We start from the raw sequence: 18,033 nt of genomic DNA, 5'->3' as shown, positions 1-18,033 counted from the left end.
GAGATTCCTCTGACAGTCTTTTTCACGTTTATTCGTCTAAACCAATGGATACATATTTTGTTTCTAAATAAGGCTCGATTCCTTCGATGCCGCCTTCTCGCCCAATTCCGCTTTCTTTCATACCGCCAAAAGGTGCTTGGACAGCCGATGGACCGCCATCATTCCAGCCAATGATCCCATAATCGAGATGTTCTGAAATGTAGAGTCCGTTCCGATAATTTTCTGTAAAGAAATAAGCTGCAAGGCCAAAAGGTGTATCGTTGGCTAATTCAATTGCCTCGTCTAACGTTTTGAATGTCGTAATAGGTGCCACTGGACCAAAGGTCTCTTCATGCATAATGTTCATCGAAGGGTCCACATGTGTAAGAACCGTTGGCTGGACAAAATAATATGATTTGTCATCGTCGAAATGCGTTTCGCCGCCGACAAGAACTTTCGCCCCTTTATCCACTGCATCTTGAATTTGACCGACAATTTTATCAAAGCCGCGCTTGTTGATAATTGGACCGATGGATGTGCCTTCTTCAAAGCCATTTCCTACTTTCAGCTTTTCTACTTCTTTGCTGAATCTTTGCGCAAATGCTTCATGAATGTCTTCATGCACAATTAAGCGGTTGGCACAGACACAGGTTTGCCCTGCGTTCCGAAACTTAGATGCCACTGCTTGTTTGACAGCTAGTTCAAGATTCGCATCCTTGTCTACGATGAGCGGAGCATGACCGCCAAGCTCCATTGATACGTGTTTGACTGTACTGGCACTGTTTTTGATCAGGTGCTTCCCGACGGGCGTTGAGCCTGTAAACGTGATTTTTCGAATCAATGGACTATCTGTGAAGATTTCACCCACTTCTTTGCCATCTCCCACAACCCATTGCAGTGCATCCTCTGGAATGCCGGCTTCATGACCTAATTTTACTAGTTCTATAGCTGTCAGCGGTGTGTCTTCAGCAGGTTTTACAATAAACGTACAGCCTGCTGCAAGCGCAGGAGCTGCCTTTCTCGTAATCATCGCCGCAGGGAAATTCCACGGAGTAATGGCAGCAACAGGACCAACTGGCTGTTTTGTGACGAAAAGGCGTTTGTTCGTCGTATGTGACGGGATGGTTCTGCCGTAGATTCGCTTTGCTTCTTCTGCGTACCATTCAATATAACCAGCCGCATAGACGATTTCTCCTAATGCTTCTTGATACGGCTTTCCGTTTTCTTCTGTGATGATTTTCGCAAGCCTTTCTTTATGCTCAATCATCAGATCAAACCACTTGCGAATGATATTGGCACGTTCATGCGCTGACGTTTTTGCCCATGATTTAAATGCTTTGTGTGAACGGGAAATTGCGTCTTCGATCTGTTCTTTTGTATGCTGAGCAACTGAAGCAATTTCTTCTCCTGTTGCAGGATTATACACTTTGAGTTCGTTTGTCATGCTCTATCGTCTCCTTCGTTCTTGGATTCATTACATATAGTATATACCCAATGAGTACCCAACCTAAAAGCAATATCCATTCAGCTGGCCAAGATAAGGAGGCCGGCATTCCTGGAAAGTAAAATGAAAGGAAAAGAAGACTCAGTCCGATAGCTAAAACACCTGTCGTCCGCCAATATTTTATGCGATATGGACGCTCCAGCTCAGGTTCTGTTTTCCGAAGTCTCATAAAGGCAATGGATACTATTAAGTACCCGACGATGATTCCGACACCGCCTGCATTGACAATCCATACGAGGGCAGGACGCCCTAATAATGGAGCGAAAAAAGCTAAAGCTCCAAGAAATAAAATGGCATTTGTCGGTGTTTTATACTTTGGATGAATATACGCAAACCATTTGGAAATCATACCTCTTTCCGCCATAGCATATAGAATACGGCTTGCACCGATAATAAAAGCATTCCAGCTCGTCACAATCCCTGCTACACCGCCAATAACCAGCACTGTTCCAAACGCTTGATGACCGAGAAGCTGAACCATCGCATCTGCTGTTGCTAATGAAGAGGCTTCAAGCTGTCCCTTTGACATTCCAGCAGCTACCCCAAAAACAATAAGCAGATAAAAAATGACCGCACTCACGATGGAAATAATCAAGATTCTCCCAATGATTTTTTTTGGTGCGTTAATCTCCGCCGCTACTTGCGGAATGACATCAAACCCAACGAATAAAAAGGGAATCATGACTAACACCGCCATAAGACCGCCAACCCCGCCTTGAAACATCGGCTCAAGGTTTGCAAAATCTCCATTAAATGTTGCGCCGCCTAAAAGGAGAAAACCTGTCAGAATAATCGCCACTGTGAACACGGACTGAAAAATGGCAGCAGGCTTCGCCCCAATGTAATTCAGCGCTGTTAAAAACAATGCACCGCCAGATCCAATCAATACCCACGTGAAATAAACGTCCCATCCCCCTATATTCCATAAGAAGCCAGCATGCTGTGTTGGAATCACATAATCAATGACGGTCGGCAAAGCGACAGCTTCAAACGTAATCACAGACACATAACCAAATAATACGCCCCATGCTGAGACGAACGCTGCTTTCATCCCAAATGCCCGCTGGACAAAAACGAGCCCTCCGCCTGTCTCTGGAATCGCAGACGAAAGCTCAGCATACGTAAGTCCGATAAAGATGACGAGAATACCGCCTATAACGAAAGCAATCACACTGCCTAAAAATCCAGCTGTTAAAATCCAATCTCCCGAAAGTACAACCCAGCCCCAGCCAAGCATTGCACCAATGGACAAAAACAGTACGTCTGACTGCGACATGGTTTTTGCCATTTGTTGTTTTTGCATACAACCATCCCCCTTTGTTGTTTAGCGTGCTTTGAAGGCGTCCTCTATGATCCCTAGTCCTTCGTGAAGCAGCTCATCTGTGATGACAAGTGGTGTTAAGAAGCGAATGACATTCCCATTAATCCCTGCCGTTAAAAGAAGCAGCCCGTGCTCATTTGCATATGCTGCAATCGCTGCGGCTCTTTTCTTATCTGGTGTACGCGTTGTTTGATCTTCCACAATTTCAATTGCCGCCATTGCCCCTAACCGGCGGACTTCCCCAATGAATGGATACGCTGTTCTCCATTCATTGGCTTTGTCCTCAATGACTTGTCCAATATGTTCAGATCGTTGATTCAGTTGTTCTGTTTCAATGATATCAAGGACAGCCAGTGCAGCTACACAGCCTAACGGACTTCCTGCATATGTTCCCCCAAGCTCCCCTGGATCTGCCGCATCAAGCATTTCTTTTCTGCCAACGACTCCGCTCAGCGGTAAGCCAGCTGCAAGAGATTTTGACACAGTAATTAAGTCCGGTACCACATCAAAGTGCTCAATCGCAAAGTATTTCCCTGTTCTTGCAAAACCGGTTTGGATTTCATCTGCAACAAAGACAATCCCGTGCTGCTGACAGAAGGAAGCGACATGCTGAACGAAGCGCTTCGATGGCACAATGAATCCGCCCTCCCCTTGGACTGGTTCCATGACCACACAAGCAACGGTTTCTGGTGCAACGGCTGCGACGAAGAATTGATTGAATTGATCAATGATGTACTCGTCGTAAGCAGCATCGCTTAATCCTTCAGGTTTTTGATAGTAATAAGGGTACGGTGCTTGGTACACCTCAGATGCGAATGGCCCGAAGCCAAATTTATATGGCTTGACCTTGCTCGTCATGCTCATTGTCATATTCGTTCTGCCGTGAAAACCTCTTGTGAACGACACAACGGCCTGTCTTTTCGTATATTTACGTGCAATTTTCACCGCATTTTCAACAGCTTCTGCACCTGAATTAAGAAAAATGGCTTTCTTATCATGATCCCCTGGTGTGAGATGGCACAGCTTCTCTGCCAATTCGATATACGATTCGTACATCATCACGTTGAATCCTGGGTGAATCAGGCTCTCTGCCTGTGCTTTGACCGCTTCCACGACCTTTGGATGTGAATGTCCTACGTTTAATGTGCCAATGGCGCCTGCAAAATCGATAAATCGGTTCCCATCAATATCGAACAGCTCGGCTCCTTTCCCCTTCGCTGCAAGATGACGGTTGCCATTACTCACGCCTCTTGCGACGTATTGATCTCTTTTCCCCTGCCATTCTTCAGTTGAAAAACGGTTTGTTGTCGTTTGACTCATTGTCATCCATCCCCTTTATATCCTTTTTTATTATTCTGAATATTTTTTGGTATGATAGAAAGTACCAATATCATTTTTTTCATGGTATCAGAGAGGATGGAATGATGAGATGCTGACAATTCAACTAGATCAAACAGGGCAAAACGGATATATTTATCATCAAATTTATACGAAAATTAAAGGGGAAATCTTAAACCGCAACCTTCAGCCGCATGATCAATTACCGTCCAAACGAGAGTTAGCCGATACATTAAACGTCAGCGTTAATTCAGTGAATGGCGCCTATCAGCAGCTGCTTGCCGAGGGATATTTATATTCGGTTGAACGCAAAGGGTTTTTCGTGGAATCACTAGAAACGTTTCATGAATCTGGTCAGCTAAAACCCTCTTCTCTTCCTGTAGATTTAAAGGAAGAACCGATTGCACGAGACGACTGGTATTCCTTTTCACATATCTCCGTCGATACAGCGAACTTTCCATTTAAAAGCTGGCTGAAAAGCGAACAAAAGGCGATCCATCTCCACCAAGATGCCTTCGGTGAGCTTCCGCATCCACAAGGTGTGTATGAGCTGCGGGAAACGATTGCCCGATTGATCGGACTTGCACGAGGGGTCAAATGCTATCCAGAACAGCTCATTTTAAGTGCAGGCACACAGTCACTGATCCATTCGTTATCAAGCATTCTTCCGCCTGATCAAATATACGGGTTAGAAAACCCTGGCTACCGCCGGCTCTATCAAATGCTGAAAAACAATCATCACCAAATTGAAACGATTGGCATTGACCAAAAAGGTGTGCGGATGAGTGATATTCATAAGAAACAGCCAAATGTGTTGATCATTACCCCTTCACATCAATTTCCAACAGGGGTGATTATGCCGATTTCCCGGCGCATTCAGCTGTTAAACTGGGCAGCCGATCAGCCAGATCGTTATATCATTGAGGATGATTATGACAGTGAATTTAAATATGGCACAGACAGCATTCCGGCGCTGCAAAGTCTTGACCGATATGACAAAGTCATTTATATGGGCACCTTTTCAAAATCATTGCTGCCCGGCTTGCGACTAAGCTATATGGTGCTGCCTCAGCATTTATTGAGACGCTATAAGGAGGAACAGCATTTTTTCATTCAAACAGCTAATCTTTTTACACAATACACCCTTCTTCATTTTATAAAAGATGGGGCGTATCAACGGCATATTAAAAGAATGAATGGTTTATATGAGGAAAAACGGAAGCAGCTCATTGAAGAGCTCAATACGGTTTTTACTGACAATGTGCGGATTATTGGAGAAAATGCCGGTCTTCATTTTATTGCAGAGTTCCGCTCAAATCGAACGCAGCATGAGATTTTACAGCGAGCGAAGGAAAGAAAGCTGAAAATGTACGGAATGGATCGTTTTACCCTTGATGAGCAATTGCCGGGGCATCAGCCAGGCTTTGTTCCGCTTGTCCTCGGCTTCTCACATATGAAGCAAGAGGATATTCAGCCGGCAGTGAAACGGCTGTATGACGCCATTTTCGGGAAATAAAACAGCCAGCTGCTCTTCACAGACAGCTGGCTTACCACCGCTTTTTATCTATAGCTAGAATCGATGACATGAGTCCAGGAAAAGCGGTCTCGATGTCTTCTTTTCTTAAAGAATAGTAACGGTGCTTCCCGTCAATTCTCACTTTCACGACGCCTGCCTCCCTCAGCACTTTGAAGTGATGGGAAAGCGTGGATTTGGCAATATTCATCTCATACGTGCCGCATGTCCTCTCCCCCGCCTCTGCTAAGCAGCGGACAATTTCTAACCGGATTGGATCAGCCAATGCGTGCAGCACAGAAATCAGTCTCATATCTTCTTTGTTTGGATGGTTTGGATTCGTCATACAATAAATGTATCGTATTTTGTGCCAACATACAATCTCATTCACCTGAAGCTGACGGTCAAGTAACAATATGGCTTCACAAACGTCTATGAGTAATGAGACTGCTTTGAAGAAAGACATTTTGGTCATCGAACTTCACGGCAAAACAAAAATATATACCGCACATGCGGAAGGATAAAATACCTGTCATGCAGACGGGTATTTTTTTAAGTTCATTTTCTTGTCTTAGGGCATTGGTTTTGTTATCATAGCAAAAGTGACCACTCGGTTTCCATTGTGACCCTATGGTTTTGCCGATTCGGAAAGGACTTATGAAGATGAACGAAAAGCAAGAAGAGATTTTGCGGGTTTCAAAGAAATTATTTTCTCAAAAAGGCTATATGAGTGTCTCCATGCAGTCAATTGCCGATGCCTGTAAAATATCAAAAGCGTCTATTTATAAACTGTTTGATTCAAAGGAAGCTCTTCTACTAGAACTGATTAAATACAATCAGCGCAAAATGAGAGAGATTTCCCGCATCATTCATTCAGAAACGACGCTGTCCAAAAAGGAAAAATTCACAAAGAAGATCAAGCTTGAGCTTGAAGAGTTTAAAGAGAATCATAAATTTTTGAACATGCTGTCCTTTGAAGCTTTTTCTCAGCATTCGCCTATTGTCATTAAACACTTACGCGAGACACGCTCCATTATCATGCAGCGGCACAGAGACATTATTTTGAGCACATATGGTGAATCCGTCGCTCCTTATGTCTGGGATCTCGTGATTGTTCTCAATGGATTAATGAGAGAATTCATCTTAATGCTGGCGATTGAGCACAAGAACATCAAATTAGAAAATGCTGCCGAGATGATTATCGGTGTGATGGACCGTGTATCGAAAAAACCTTGCTCAATTGAGCCTGTGTTAACAGATCAGCTGATGGAATCTTATTTGTTTTCCTCACAGGACGGATATGATGAAGAAAAACTTGTCATCTCGTACTTAACGAAGATCAAACAAGAGCTTCACGCACTGTCAAACGGAGAAGAAAAGGACGATCTCCTCTCTGCGTATGAGCTGCTCAATCAAGAATTATCAAAGGATGAACCGAGAACCTTTTTAGTCAGCTCACTGCTCGATTATTTAGGCAAAAACAGCGTTTTATCACAAAACGTGTCACAGCTGAAAAACATCATTTTATAGATAAAGAAGGGATAACATGAACCAATCAACTACATCGTATAATCGATCTGTGATTGTTGGGATTTTCCTCGTTGGGGCATTCGTCGCGATTTTAAACCAAACGCTTCTCATTCCAGCGATCCCGCATATCATGGAAGATTTCAATATTGAGGTCAGCAAAGGACAGTGGCTTACAACAGCCTTTATGCTGACAAACGGGATTCTCATCCCCATTACGGCTTTCCTCATTGAGAAATTTTCAAGCCGTTCTTTAGTTTTAACGGCACTTAGCATCTTTACAGCCGGTACAATTCTTGCTTCATTTGCAACGAATTTCCCGGTGTTACTTGCAGCGCGTATCGTGCAGGCAGCCGGTGCAGGGATTTTAATGCCGCTGATGCAAACGATCTTTTTAACCATTTTCCCGAAAGAAAAACGCGGGCAGGCAATGGGCATGGTCGGACTTGTCATTTCGTTCGCACCTGCACTTGGGCCAACACTTGGCGGCTGGATTGTTGACTCCTTCAGCTGGAAGTTCTTGTTCTATATTGTTCTGCCAATCGGTATCATTGATCTCATTCTTGCTTTCTTCTTAATGAAAAATGTGACGCAGCAAAGAGAGACACGTATTGATGTGTTATCTGTCATCTTGTCGTCCTTCGGTTTCGGCGGGCTGCTTTATGGATTTTCTAGTGTCGGCACGTATGGATGGACGAGTGCGACTGTTCTCATTTCGCTGATTGTCGGCGCTGTGAGCTTGTTCTTCTTTATCCTGCGCCAGTCGAACTTAACAAGACCGATGCTTGAGTTTGGTGTATTTAAATTTGCGATCTTTAGCTTAACAACCTTCCTTGGGATGCTTGTCTTTGCTTTATTGATTGGTACAGAGACGATTCTGCCGCTTTATACGCAGAATGTCAGAGGGCTGTCTGCACTTGATACAGGGCTTATCTTACTGCCAGGTGCTCTCTTCATGGGACTCCTGTCACCGATTATTGGACGGATTTTTGATAAAGTCGGCGGAAAAGGGCTGGCATTAGGCGGTTTTACGATACTCACCGTTACCACCCTGCCGTTTATGCTGCTCACCCTTGATTCATCAATCGCCCTCATTACGGTCGCCTACACGCTTCGCTTAATTGGGGTTGGGATGATCATGATGCCGCTGACAACCGCAGGTATTAACTCTTTACCGCCTCATTTGATCCCTCATGGGACAGCGATGAATAACACGATGAGACAAATAGGCGGTTCCATTGGAACGGCTGTGCTTGTTTCCATCATGAGCACCTCTGCTGCAAATGCAGAATTGGCCAATCCATTAAAATCGGCCGTTCATGGAATGAATACGTCATTCTTCATTTCTGGTCTGATTGCGGTCATTGGACTCGTCCTCTCCTTTTTCTTAAAGGAAAAAAAACGTGAGAATAAAGTGATGAAGCAGGAACTATCTTCCTCCTCGTCTTCTTCATAAGAAAAAGAGCTCGGCATATGGCCGGCTCTTTTTTCATATACTCATACAATATCGTCCTCTCCGAAAACACATTTGTATTTCTAGTAAAGAAAAACCTTGATAATTTAAGGAAAAGAGTTGATAATAGGAACTATTCAATTTGTGAGAAAATTTTTACTATAGGAGATGTATGCATTGAAGGTCGTTAAATTTGGTGGCAGTTCACTTGCATCTGGCAAGCAGCTGCAAAAGGTATTTGACATTGTAACAGCAGATCCAGCTCGAAAAGCAGTCGTTGTTTCCGCACCAGGAAAACGGCATTCAACGGATACGAAGGTCACCGATCTATTAATTAGCTGCGGTGAACAATATTTACGTTTAGGCGAAGCACATGATTTAAAGGAAGCAGTCATCGAGAGGTATGCCTCAATAGCGGATGAACTCGGATTAGGTCAAGACATTATCGATACCATCAGGCAAGATCTAGACACATTATTACAGGCTGATTCATCCCGCCCTGAGTGCTATCTTGATGCCATTAAAGCAAGCGGTGAAGACAATAACGCTAAGCTCATTGCCGCCTATTTCCGCCACCAAGGTGTGGAAGCTCATTATGTGAATCCAAAGGAAGCTGGTTTGTTTGTGAGCGATGAGCCTGGCCAAGCGCAAGTTCTGCCGGAGTCTTATGATCATTTGTACAAATTAAGAGAGCGCTCTGGCATTATTATATTCCCTGGCTTTTTTGGCTTTAGTCTAGCGGGAGACATCGTCACCTTTTCGCGAAGCGGCTCCGATATTACCGGCTCCATTTTGGCGAATGGCCTGAAGGCAGATGTATATGAAAACTTTACAGATGTCGATGCTGTCTATGCCGTCAATCCAACGATTGTTCATGAACCGAAAGAGATTACAGAGCTGACATACCGGGAAATGCGCGAGCTGTCCTATGCTGGTTTTTCTGTGTTCCATGATGAAGCACTTATTCCTGCCTTCCGTGCAGGTATTCCAGTTCAGATTAAAAACACCAACAACCCGTCGGCAAAAGGGACAAAAATCGTAAATCAGCGGGACCATACAAATGGACCTGTTGTTGGAATCGCCTCAGACAATGGATTTTGCAGCATTTACATTAGTAAATATTTGATGAACAGAGAAGTCGGTTTTGGACGAAAGGTGCTGCAAACACTAGAAGAGTATGGGCTTACGTATGAGCATGTTCCTTCTGGCATTGATGATATGACCATTATTTTACGGCAGGATCAGCTGGAGGAGCAGCATATTGAAGAGGAGCTGCTAGACCGCTTGAAGCTCGTGCTTGATGCAGATGAGGTCGTTTTAGAGCGAAATCTCTCGCTGATTATGGTTGTAGGAGAAGCGATGCGTCATAATGTTGGCACAACAGCAAGAGCGGCAAAGGCGCTGTCAAAAGCGAAGGTCAATATTGAAATGATCAATCAAGGCTCTTCAGAGGTCAGCATGATGTTTGGTGTCAAAGCGGCGCAAGAAAAAGAAGCTGTCCAAGCCTTGTATGAGGAATTTTTCTCTATGTCTACTGTCCCTGTCTCTCTTTAATCAGAAGGCTGCCAGATCTTTGGATCGGCAGTCTTTTTTCATCTCGACGATCAGAGTGTTTTTGCGCATTAAAGTGTATCTATTTCTTGTTTGATTTTGTATGATAGAGACACATCAACTATACGTTCCGGCCTATGTTCGGAGCTACAAGGAGTCCTAAAACAATGCCTCGTCAACAACTATTAAAACAGTTTCGCAATTTTCATGATGCTTCTACTAGTATTTTAAACATGATGAGTCAATTCATTGATGTGAATACACTGTTTATTGCTAAAAATGATCAAAACACCAATCAGATTGTAAAGGTGCTAAATCATGACGAGCAGCTTCTTGAAGAAGGAGAAGAACTTCCTTATGAAAAAACATTTTGCAAGCTGGCGGTCGATCATCAGGATACACTTGTGATCCCTGACATTTCGAGGGATGACCGTTCTAAATACTTAGAGGTCACGAAACACCTTCAAAGCGGCTCGTTTATTGGGGTTCCCATTGATTTTACAGATGGGACGAACTACGGGACGATTTGCGGACTTGATTTGAGGCCGAAGCAGTTCACAGAAGAGCATGTATATATGTTTGAAACGATGGCTTCTTTATTAAGCTACGTTCTCGAACTAGACCGTGCTAACCGGCAGATTAAGCAATTGTCTGTACCGATCGTACCTGTTGTTGATGGTGTCGCCGTGCTTCCTCTGCTTGGTGATATCGAAGAGACACGTGCTCAGCATATTTTGGAAACCATTTTACAGGAAAGCTACAGGCTGTCGCTCTCTCATTTGGTCATTGATGTATCGGGAACTAAAAGCCTGAATGAACAAAGCATTCAATATTTGGTCAGCTATGCACAAACACTGAGACTTTTAGGAATTTCGGCAGTTTTAACGGGCATTAAGCAAGACCTTGCTTTAAGTGCGATTCAATCCAATATATCGTTTAAAGACATCACCATCCGGAAAGACTTACCACAGGCACTTGCTCATATTGGATTGACGTTTACCAAGAATGAATAAGTTGTGATTTTGTGACTCCATAAAGAAAGGCTCATCTCAATGGATGAGCCTCATTCGTGATCATACCAAAAGCTGCAAAAAGGAAGAATCGTTCCCCTCTTCTACTGCCTGCCGCATAAGCTGGGCATGAGAATCGTCTGTCACACTGTTTAATTTTTTCATGATATCATCTGTCGATAGCGCGTGTCCGGGTGCTCCCTGCGGAACATCAACACGTTTGCTGATGGTGGTGCCGTCAGATAAGGTGAGCTTCACAATCGTAAAGCGGCCTTTTGGAACAGCATCGGAATGAGGTACAATCGTTTGATCATATCCTCTGCTTACCCGCTTCATCCATGTCCGCATGTCTGATGGAATGTTTTTTTTCGTAAAGGCATCCAGCGTAAGCGTCTGTCCAAACACTGCCAGTGCGATGACGTATTCGACACTGAAACGTCCTTTTTCTCCAGTCAAAGGTGTCTGCTCAATAAGCGCTGCATCTCCGCCTGGCGGGAATATGACATCGACCTGTTTCACCTGCTCCGGCAAGAAAGCCCGCTCTTTCGTTAAAGATTGGATCGCATCTGCTGCATGGTGGGCTGCTGAGCAGAATGGATATACTTTGAACCACAGCCCCGGTGAAACGATACGCCATGTAGAACCATAGCCCTCTAGTAAACGGCTTTCCGCAAGTTCCAGATCTCCATAGAGTGAAAAAAAACCAAGTGCGCCATCAAGAACCGAGTCATTCCCGCCAAAACCTGAACAAGCTAAGTCCATAGACCAAACGGCTGTTTTAGCAGCTAAGCCGGCTTGTAATGGTTTCATATCAGAGCCAAATTGCTTCCGCATTCCGGCTGATTGCGCTCCGGCAAAGCCGATTGCTTTCATCAGTTCTTCTCGTGTGACTTGTTTCAAATAACCAATCGCGCATACTGCCGCAATGGCTCCGAGTGTTCCTGTATTATGCCAGCCCCGCTCATAATGCGCCTTGCCGATGGATTCGCCAAGTCTTGCCATCACTTCAACACCAGTGATATAGGCAGCTAAAAACCGCTCGCCATACCCTTTGCCGTCTGTCAGCTGTGATAGCAGCGCCGGAATGATGACCGCACTTGGATGTCCTCTCACATCTGAGTGCACATCATCATAATCAAGGGCATGGATGAGGTAGCCGTTCAGCATCGCTGCGGATTGGCGGCTCACCTTCTTTCCTTGTCCAATGACAGGAATCTGAGCGGTTCCGCCTTCCTGTTCAACAAGTTGCATCAGCTTCTGAATCCCTTCATCCTCTTTCGCAGCAAGCGCTGATGCCGCAGCGTCTAACAGTGCATTTCTCGCCATTTGAATGGCCCGTTCATCTTGAAGCGGATCAGCAGAAAGCACTGCTTCTGCCAGTTGTTTTGTTAATTCCATGATCGAGACTCCAATGCCCGAACGGCAAGCTCAGCAAAGAAAGCAGCGGAAACTGGAAGTGCGTCTTCATTTAATGTAAACGCAGGGTGATGCCACTCCCTCGTACCACTAGTCCCCATCCATACAAAAAATCCTGGAATACGTTCCTGATAAAGGGCAAAATCTTCTCCGCCCGGTGACTGCTCTGCCTGCACGACATGTAAGTCAAGCGAACCAGCCGTTTCTTCAACCACCTTTGTCAGACGCTCATCATTCATGACAGAAGGCAAATAAGGATGCCATCTTACTTCAGCCTCTGCTCCAAATCCTTCTGCAATTCCGCTGACGATTTGTTTCATAAGCTCCGGAATCATCGCTCTTACTTCAGGCTCAAACGTCCGAACGGTTCCTTCCATCTCAACACGGTCGGGTATGACATTCCATGATGTACCGCCTTGGATGCGTGTGATACTGACAACCGCATGATGCAAGGAGCTGATGCGGCGGCTGACGATTTGCTGAAGGGCGCTTGTGATCTGCCCGCTGATGGCAATGGGGTCTACCGTGTGATTTGGAATACCGGCGTGGCCACCCGTTCCTTTAATATCGATTTCAAACCGGTCCACACTCGCCATCAATGCTTTTTCTCTAATGCCAATCGTGCCAACTGGCAGGTCAGGTTTGTTGTGCATACCGAAAATTGCATCGACTCCATCTAAAACGCCTGCCTCTATGACGTGTTTCGCCCCTTGAGCAACTTCCTCAGCCGGCTGGAACAAAATACGGACCGTTCCTCTGATTTCGTGTTTCCGCTCTTTTAATAAAAGAGCCGAACCAAAAATAGAAGCTGTATGGAAATCATGACCGCATGCATGCATTTTACCCGGTACCTTTGAAGAAAATGGTTCGCCAGATGCCTCTTCAATCGGAAGTGCATCAATATCGGCTCTCAGAGCAATCGTCGGTCCCTCTTGTTCTCCCTTAATTTCACAGACAACACCTGTTTGAAGTGCCGGGATATCAAGTACAGTGATCCCTTCCTCTTCTAACCAGCGGCGCAGTTTCTTTGTCGTTTCATATTCTTCAAACGCCAGCTCCGGATGCTCATGAAGCGCTCGGCGAATATGAATCAAACGTTTGTTTAAAGCTTCATTTCCTACTGATTTCACTAGACACTCACCCCTCTAAAGAATAAAAAGCAGCTTATGCTTCTTCAGCCGCTGCTTCTTTTTGGATAAATCGTTTCGTCCGTTCATTCTTCGTTTCATCAAATAGCTCAGTTGGCGTCCCCTGCTCGATAATATGACCATCCGCCATGAAAATCACATGGTCTGCCACTTCTCTTGCAAACGCCATTTCATGTGTGACGATGATCATCGTTGTTTCTTGGATCGCAATGGATTTAATGACTTGAAGCACACCTGAGACAAGCTCTGGGTCAAGCGCAGACGTTGGTTCATCCAGCAAAATCGCATGTGGATCAACCGCTAACGCGCGGGCAATCCCAATTCGCTGCTGCTGTCCGCCAGATAACGTGACTGGATAGCTGTCAGCCTTTTGTTCTAACCCTACCTGCTTCAGCAGTTTCATACCGATTTCATTCGCCTGCTGCTTCGTCATTTTTTTCGTCACAAGCAATGATTCTGTTATGTTTTGCAGTGCTGTCTTGTTTTTAAATAAATTATAGTTTTGAAACACCATGGCCGTTTGTTGACGCAGGTGATGGGCTTCTTTACGTGAATATTTGGACGCATCGAGCCTCGCATCGCCAATTTCAATCGTGCCTTCATCAGGCGTTTCTAATAAATTTAAACAGCGCAGCAAAGTGGATTTACCGGAGCCAGAAGGTCCGATAATGGCCACAACCTGCCCTTTTTTCACGTCGAGATTGATTCCGTCTAAGACGACAAGGTCGCCGAATGATTTCTTCAAATTGGTGAGCTTGATCATGTCCACACCTCCTTAATTCCGGTAAGGTTTGCTGATTTTTCGTTCAAACAGGTCCTGCAGGAAGCTATAAATGATCGTCATCACCCAATACACGATCCCTACGGCTAAATAGGTTTCAAAGTATTTATAGTTCGCCGATGCAATCATCTTCCCTTGTGCAAACATTTCTGCCACACCAATCGTAAAGGCAAGAGATGTTTCTTTTAAAAGACCGATAAAGGTATTCCCCGTCGCTGGAATTGCATTTCTGATGGCCTGCGGGAAAATAATTCTAACGTAAGACTGCCATCTTGTCATACCGACAGATAAGCACGCCTCCAGCTGCCCTTCATCCACTGAGTTCAGAGCCGCTCTGAAAATTTCTGCTAAGTATGCCGAGTTTTTAATACTTAATCCGATAATGACCGCTGTTAAAGCATCCATTGAGGTCATCGCAGGGAATAGCTGCGGGAGACCAAAATAAATGAGAAAGAGCTGAACCAAGGTTGGAACCGCTCTGAAGAAAGAAATATACAGCTTGGCAAATTGGTATAAAACAGGTATCCGGTTTTTCGTAATGAGAGCGAATACCACACCAATGATAATGGCAAATACCATGGAGACAATCGCCATGAAGATCGTTATCGGCAAGTATTGAAGCAATGTCGGAAACACCGTCACCATATACTGCCAATCAATTTTGTTCATGTCTGCTCTTCACCGCCGCTGTCGTTATTTTTTAATTGGCACTGTGACATCGTCTTTGAAGTATTTCTCCGACAATTTCTTAAGTGTCCCGTCTTCTCTTAATTCTTTGATGGCTTTGTTAAATTCTTCTCTTAGTTTGTCATGCTTTTTATCTTTCGCAAATGGGTAGCCTACTTCTTCATATACAATTGGGTTGCCTACGATTTTCAGCGGCAGACCTGTTTTTTCAATTTGAGCAAGTAATACACTGCGTCCGTTGACATAAGCATCTACGCGGCCATTTGCCACTTCATTTAATACGCCGTCTTGCGTTTCATATGTTTTAATCTTAATTTTCTTGTCCGGGTCTTTGCTCTCTAAGTTTTTAGCATGGTTAGAGCCAAGAACCGCCGCCACTGTTTTTCCTTTTAAATCGTCAAGACCTTTGATGTCGTTGTTGTCTTTTTTCACGATGATTTGTGTTCCTGCGTAAGCGTACGTATCTGTAAAGTTAAATGTTTGTTTACGCTCGTCTGTGATGGCAACTTGGTTTGACACTGTATCGAGCTTACCAGACGTCAGCTGTCCCATCAGTCCGCTGAATTCACTCAGCTGCCAGTCTAGTTTGTAGCCAAGCTTTTTCGCAATGGCTTCTGTTACTTCAACATCGAATCCGACAAGCTTGCCATTGTCTTTATAAGCAAACGGATAGCTTTGTCCTGTAGCGCCTACTTTTAACACTTTTTCGTCTTTGCCTTCACTCTGATTGCCGCCGCAAGCTGCTAAAACTGCCAGCATTGCTGCAAATAGAACGACTAGCCACTTTTTGTTTTTCATGTTTGTAAACCCTTCTTCCTCTTATGGTTGTGTGATATCTGATCTTAATTGTTTTTTGAAATAAACCGTGATATGACCTTTGCCTAAATCTTTTTCTCCTGCTCTGACATAGCCTTTACGCTCATACATCTCTATCAGCCATGGATGCTTATCAGCTGTACCGAGCGACACGTACGGCACCTTCAGTGTATCCCTTAGCACTTCGGTTTCCACCCATTCCAGCAAGGCTGAGCCTGTGCCTTTTTTGGCGGCTGGTTCTGAGGCAAACCACCAGATATGAGGGACGCCGAACGGTCCTGGCTGCTCTCCCCAAGGCATACGGAGTGATAAGGTGGATAGAAGCTCTCCGTTTTCTTCCATCACATAGCAAAGATTCTTTTGTACATTTTTCTGAACGAGAGCGAAATCGGCATGTGCTGCTTGGAACTGGATGCCTAGCTCACGAATTGGCTCGTATGCTCTTGTTGTCAGTTCAAGCAGCGCCTCTATATCTGCCTCTGTTGCCAGACGAAACGTGTATCCCAACGTTAGTCACCTCACCCTTATGTCGTGTAGCGATTTTTTGGCTCTGTTAATCCAAGATTTTCTCGTAAGGTTTGTCCTGTGTAATCGGTTTTGAATAAGCCTCGCTCCTGAAGGATTGGGACGACGCGGTCTACGAACACATCCAGCCCTTCTGGCAAGAGCGGCGGCATGACATTAAAGCCGTCTGCTGCTTCTTCACGAAGCCATGTTTCCATCACATCTGCCAGCTGCTGCGGCGTTCCAATGAAAATATTATGACCGCGTGAGCCGGCAACCGATTGATAAAGCTGGCGAATGGTCAGGTTATCCTTTCTCGCCATATTCATCACGAGATCAAAACGGCTTTTCACCGCATTTGACGTGCTCGGATCAATCTCTGGAAGCGGTCCGTCTAAAGGATACTGAGACAGATCAATCCCGCCTAAGTAATTTTGCAGAATGCTCAGTCCAATCTCAGGAACAATCAGCTCCTGTAATTCTTCATATTTCGCTTGGGCTTCTTCCTCTGTATCAGCAATGATTGGAAAGATACCCGGCATGATGCTGACGTCCTCTCTAGCACGGCCAGCAGCCTCTACTTTCCCCTTCAAGCTTTGATAAAATTCCTTCGCTTTATCGAGATCGTTTTGTGCAGTGAAAATGAGCTCTGCTGTTTTTGCTGCAAGCTTTTGGCCATCTTCAGAAGATCCTGCTTGAATGATCACGGGCTGCCCTTGCGGCGTGCGTGATACGTTGAGAGGACCTCTTACTGAGAAGAACTCACCTTTGTGCTGGAGCTCATGAAGCTTACTAGATTCGAAGAATTCTCCCGTTTCCTTGTTTCTGACAAGGGCGTCTTCCTCCCAAGAATCCCAGAGACCTTTGACGACCTCGACGAACTCTTCTGCCCGCTCATATCGTTTATGGTGTGCTAAATGCTCTTCTCCGCTAAAATTTTTCGCTGTTTCTTCAATAGAAGATGTGACCACATTCCATGCCGCTCTTCCGCCTGATAAATGATCAAGGGAGGCAAACTGCCTTGCAATATGGAAAGGCTCACTGTATGTAGTGGAAGCTGTTGCTGCTAAACCAATGGTTGAAGTAGACTCAGCAATAGATGAAAGTAGCGTGAGCGGTTCAAATCTTGTTAATACGTTCGGATGAGAGGTTTGATTAATGGATAAACTGTCGGCTAAAAAGAGCAAATCCAGCTTTCCTTCCTCTGCCTTTTTCGCTAATTGTTTAAAATAATCTAGATTCATGGCTGCGTCTGGTACTGCATTCGGATGTCTCCAAGAGGCAACGTGATGTCCAGTTCCTGCGATGAATACGCCTAGCTTGAGCTTCCTTTTCGGCTGTGACACTTGTTCTTCATCCTTTCTATATCCTAAATGTATCAAACCGAAGTCCTTAGATACATTTTTCTGATTGAATTAATGGGTTTTATTAATAAAAAAAGGGCAAATGTTGCGAAAAATGAAAAATAATTATTACTATATGCCC

At 44.6% G+C, this 18,033-nt stretch carries 16 protein-coding genes; 5 read left to right on the top strand and 11 right to left on the bottom strand.

Annotated elements, in window-relative coordinates:
- Positions 1-28: 28 nt before the first annotated feature.
- Genes NST65_RS02150 through gabT form a run of 3 tightly spaced genes read right to left on the bottom strand, consistent with a single transcriptional unit; the run spans position 29 to position 4,124 of the window.
- Positions 29-1,423 carry an NAD-dependent succinate-semialdehyde dehydrogenase gene (locus NST65_RS02150; RefSeq protein WP_065215310.1) on the bottom strand — a complete coding sequence of 465 codons (1,395 nt, stop codon included), beginning with the start codon at positions 1,421-1,423 and terminating at the stop codon, positions 29-31.
- Positions 1,398-2,786, bottom strand: coding sequence for an APC family permease (locus NST65_RS02145; RefSeq protein WP_034283791.1), 1,389 nt, complete (start codon positions 2,784-2,786; stop codon positions 1,398-1,400). Before NST65_RS02145 ends, NST65_RS02150 begins: the two co-directional genes overlap by 26 nt.
- 21 nt (positions 2,787-2,807) lie before the next feature.
- Complete coding sequence (gabT, locus tag NST65_RS02140) at positions 2,808-4,124, bottom strand: 4-aminobutyrate--2-oxoglutarate transaminase (RefSeq protein WP_065215311.1); 1,317 nt, start codon at positions 4,122-4,124, stop codon at positions 2,808-2,810.
- Between the two features lie 109 nt (positions 4,125-4,233).
- On the opposite strand from gabT, the gene NST65_RS02135 reads away from it, so the two are divergent.
- Positions 4,234-5,658 carry a PLP-dependent aminotransferase family protein gene (locus tag NST65_RS02135; protein WP_342489277.1) on the top strand — a complete coding sequence of 475 codons (1,425 nt, stop codon included), beginning with the start codon at positions 4,234-4,236 and terminating at the stop codon, positions 5,656-5,658.
- A 31-nt stretch (positions 5,659-5,689) separates the two neighbouring features.
- Here the strand turns inward: NST65_RS02135 and NST65_RS02130 are convergent, their stop codons facing one another.
- Positions 5,690-6,001 (bottom strand): metalloregulator ArsR/SmtB family transcription factor, encoded by a 312-nt coding sequence (locus tag NST65_RS02130; protein ID WP_034283858.1) that lies wholly within the window; start codon positions 5,999-6,001, stop codon positions 5,690-5,692.
- 317 nt (positions 6,002-6,318) lie between these two features.
- On the opposite strand from NST65_RS02130, the gene NST65_RS02125 reads away from it, so the two are divergent.
- The 4 genes from NST65_RS02125 to NST65_RS02110 all read left to right on the top strand — a co-directional run bounded on the left by NST65_RS02125 (position 6,319) and on the right by NST65_RS02110 (position 11,199).
- Positions 6,319-7,185 (top strand): TetR/AcrR family transcriptional regulator, encoded by an 867-nt coding sequence (locus NST65_RS02125; protein WP_231293950.1) that lies wholly within the window; start codon positions 6,319-6,321, stop codon positions 7,183-7,185.
- Positions 7,186-7,201: 16 nt separating this feature from the next.
- Positions 7,202-8,638 carry an MDR family MFS transporter gene (locus NST65_RS02120; RefSeq protein ID WP_046313897.1) on the top strand — a complete coding sequence of 479 codons (1,437 nt, stop codon included), beginning with the start codon at positions 7,202-7,204 and terminating at the stop codon, positions 8,636-8,638.
- Positions 8,639-8,812: 174 nt separating this feature from the next.
- On the top strand, positions 8,813-10,189 hold the full coding sequence (locus NST65_RS02115) for an aspartate kinase (protein ID WP_034283784.1): 1,377 nt from the start codon (positions 8,813-8,815) through the stop codon (positions 10,187-10,189).
- A 164-nt stretch (positions 10,190-10,353) separates the two neighbouring features.
- Entirely contained in the window at positions 10,354-11,199 is an 846-nt protein-coding gene (locus tag NST65_RS02110) for a GAF domain-containing protein (protein WP_034283782.1), read from the top strand.
- A gap of 60 nt (positions 11,200-11,259) precedes the next feature.
- Here the strand turns inward: NST65_RS02110 and NST65_RS02105 are convergent, their stop codons facing one another.
- From NST65_RS02105 to NST65_RS02075, 7 genes are read right to left on the bottom strand one after another with little or no spacing between them, the layout of a single operon-like run.
- The gene (locus NST65_RS02105) at positions 11,260-12,594 is read right to left on the bottom strand and encodes an MmgE/PrpD family protein (RefSeq protein WP_111927531.1); all 1,335 of its coding nucleotides are present in this window, start codon (positions 12,592-12,594) and stop codon (positions 11,260-11,262) included.
- Positions 12,585-13,742 carry an amidohydrolase gene (locus NST65_RS02100; protein WP_111927532.1) on the bottom strand — a complete coding sequence of 386 codons (1,158 nt, stop codon included), beginning with the start codon at positions 13,740-13,742 and terminating at the stop codon, positions 12,585-12,587. Before NST65_RS02100 ends, NST65_RS02105 begins: the two co-directional genes overlap by 10 nt.
- Before the next feature lie 34 nt (positions 13,743-13,776).
- The gene (locus NST65_RS02095) at positions 13,777-14,523 is read right to left on the bottom strand and encodes an amino acid ABC transporter ATP-binding protein (RefSeq protein ID WP_025093644.1); all 747 of its coding nucleotides are present in this window, start codon (positions 14,521-14,523) and stop codon (positions 13,777-13,779) included.
- A 12-nt stretch (positions 14,524-14,535) separates the two neighbouring features.
- Positions 14,536-15,210, bottom strand: coding sequence for an amino acid ABC transporter permease (locus tag NST65_RS02090; protein WP_024427305.1), 675 nt, complete (start codon positions 15,208-15,210; stop codon positions 14,536-14,538).
- 24 nt (positions 15,211-15,234) lie between these two features.
- Positions 15,235-16,026, bottom strand: a complete 792-nt coding sequence (locus NST65_RS02085; RefSeq protein WP_034283775.1) for an amino acid ABC transporter substrate-binding protein — start codon at positions 16,024-16,026, stop codon at positions 15,235-15,237.
- Between the two features lie 21 nt (positions 16,027-16,047).
- Positions 16,048-16,551, bottom strand: coding sequence for a GNAT family N-acetyltransferase (locus NST65_RS02080; RefSeq protein ID WP_024427303.1), 504 nt, complete (start codon positions 16,549-16,551; stop codon positions 16,048-16,050).
- 17 nt (positions 16,552-16,568) lie between these two features.
- Complete coding sequence (locus NST65_RS02075) at positions 16,569-17,894, bottom strand: LLM class flavin-dependent oxidoreductase (RefSeq protein ID WP_034283773.1); 1,326 nt, start codon at positions 17,892-17,894, stop codon at positions 16,569-16,571.
- Positions 17,895-18,033 lie beyond the last annotated feature (139 nt).

This window comes from Bacillus sp. FSL P4-0248 (assembly GCF_038593305.1).
Taxonomy (GTDB): domain Bacteria; phylum Bacillota; class Bacilli; order Bacillales; family Bacillaceae; genus Bacillus; species Bacillus safensis.
The sequence above is the reverse complement of the archived record's forward strand: the minus strand, read 5'-3'. Positions and strand labels throughout refer to the sequence as shown.

What these genes read in the sequence shown, in the direction of transcription:
- NST65_RS02150 (WP_065215310.1), bottom strand. Translation starts at nt 1,423, where the DNA reads ATGACAAACGAACTCAAAGTGTATAATCCTGCAACAGGAGAAGAAATT.
- NST65_RS02145 (WP_034283791.1), bottom strand. Translation starts at nt 2,786, where the DNA reads ATGCAAAAACAACAAATGGCAAAAACCATGTCGCAGTCAGACGTACTG.
- gabT (WP_065215311.1), bottom strand. Translation starts at nt 4,124, where the DNA reads ATGAGTCAAACGACAACAAACCGTTTTTCAACTGAAGAATGGCAGGGG.
- NST65_RS02135 (WP_342489277.1), top strand. Translation starts at nt 4,234, where the DNA reads ATGCTGACAATTCAACTAGATCAAACAGGGCAAAACGGATATATTTAT.
- NST65_RS02130 (WP_034283858.1), bottom strand. Translation starts at nt 6,001, where the DNA reads ATGACGAATCCAAACCATCCAAACAAAGAAGATATGAGACTGATTTCT.
- NST65_RS02125 (WP_231293950.1), top strand. Translation starts at nt 6,319, where the DNA reads ATGAACGAAAAGCAAGAAGAGATTTTGCGGGTTTCAAAGAAATTATTT.
- NST65_RS02120 (WP_046313897.1), top strand. Translation starts at nt 7,202, where the DNA reads ATGAACCAATCAACTACATCGTATAATCGATCTGTGATTGTTGGGATT.
- NST65_RS02110 (WP_034283782.1), top strand. Translation starts at nt 10,354, where the DNA reads ATGCCTCGTCAACAACTATTAAAACAGTTTCGCAATTTTCATGATGCT.
- NST65_RS02105 (WP_111927531.1), bottom strand. Translation starts at nt 12,594, where the DNA reads ATGGAATTAACAAAACAACTGGCAGAAGCAGTGCTTTCTGCTGATCCG.
- NST65_RS02095 (WP_025093644.1), bottom strand. Translation starts at nt 14,523, where the DNA reads ATGATCAAGCTCACCAATTTGAAGAAATCATTCGGCGACCTTGTCGTC.
- NST65_RS02090 (WP_024427305.1), bottom strand. Translation starts at nt 15,210, where the DNA reads ATGAACAAAATTGATTGGCAGTATATGGTGACGGTGTTTCCGACATTG.
- NST65_RS02085 (WP_034283775.1), bottom strand. Translation starts at nt 16,026, where the DNA reads ATGAAAAACAAAAAGTGGCTAGTCGTTCTATTTGCAGCAATGCTGGCA.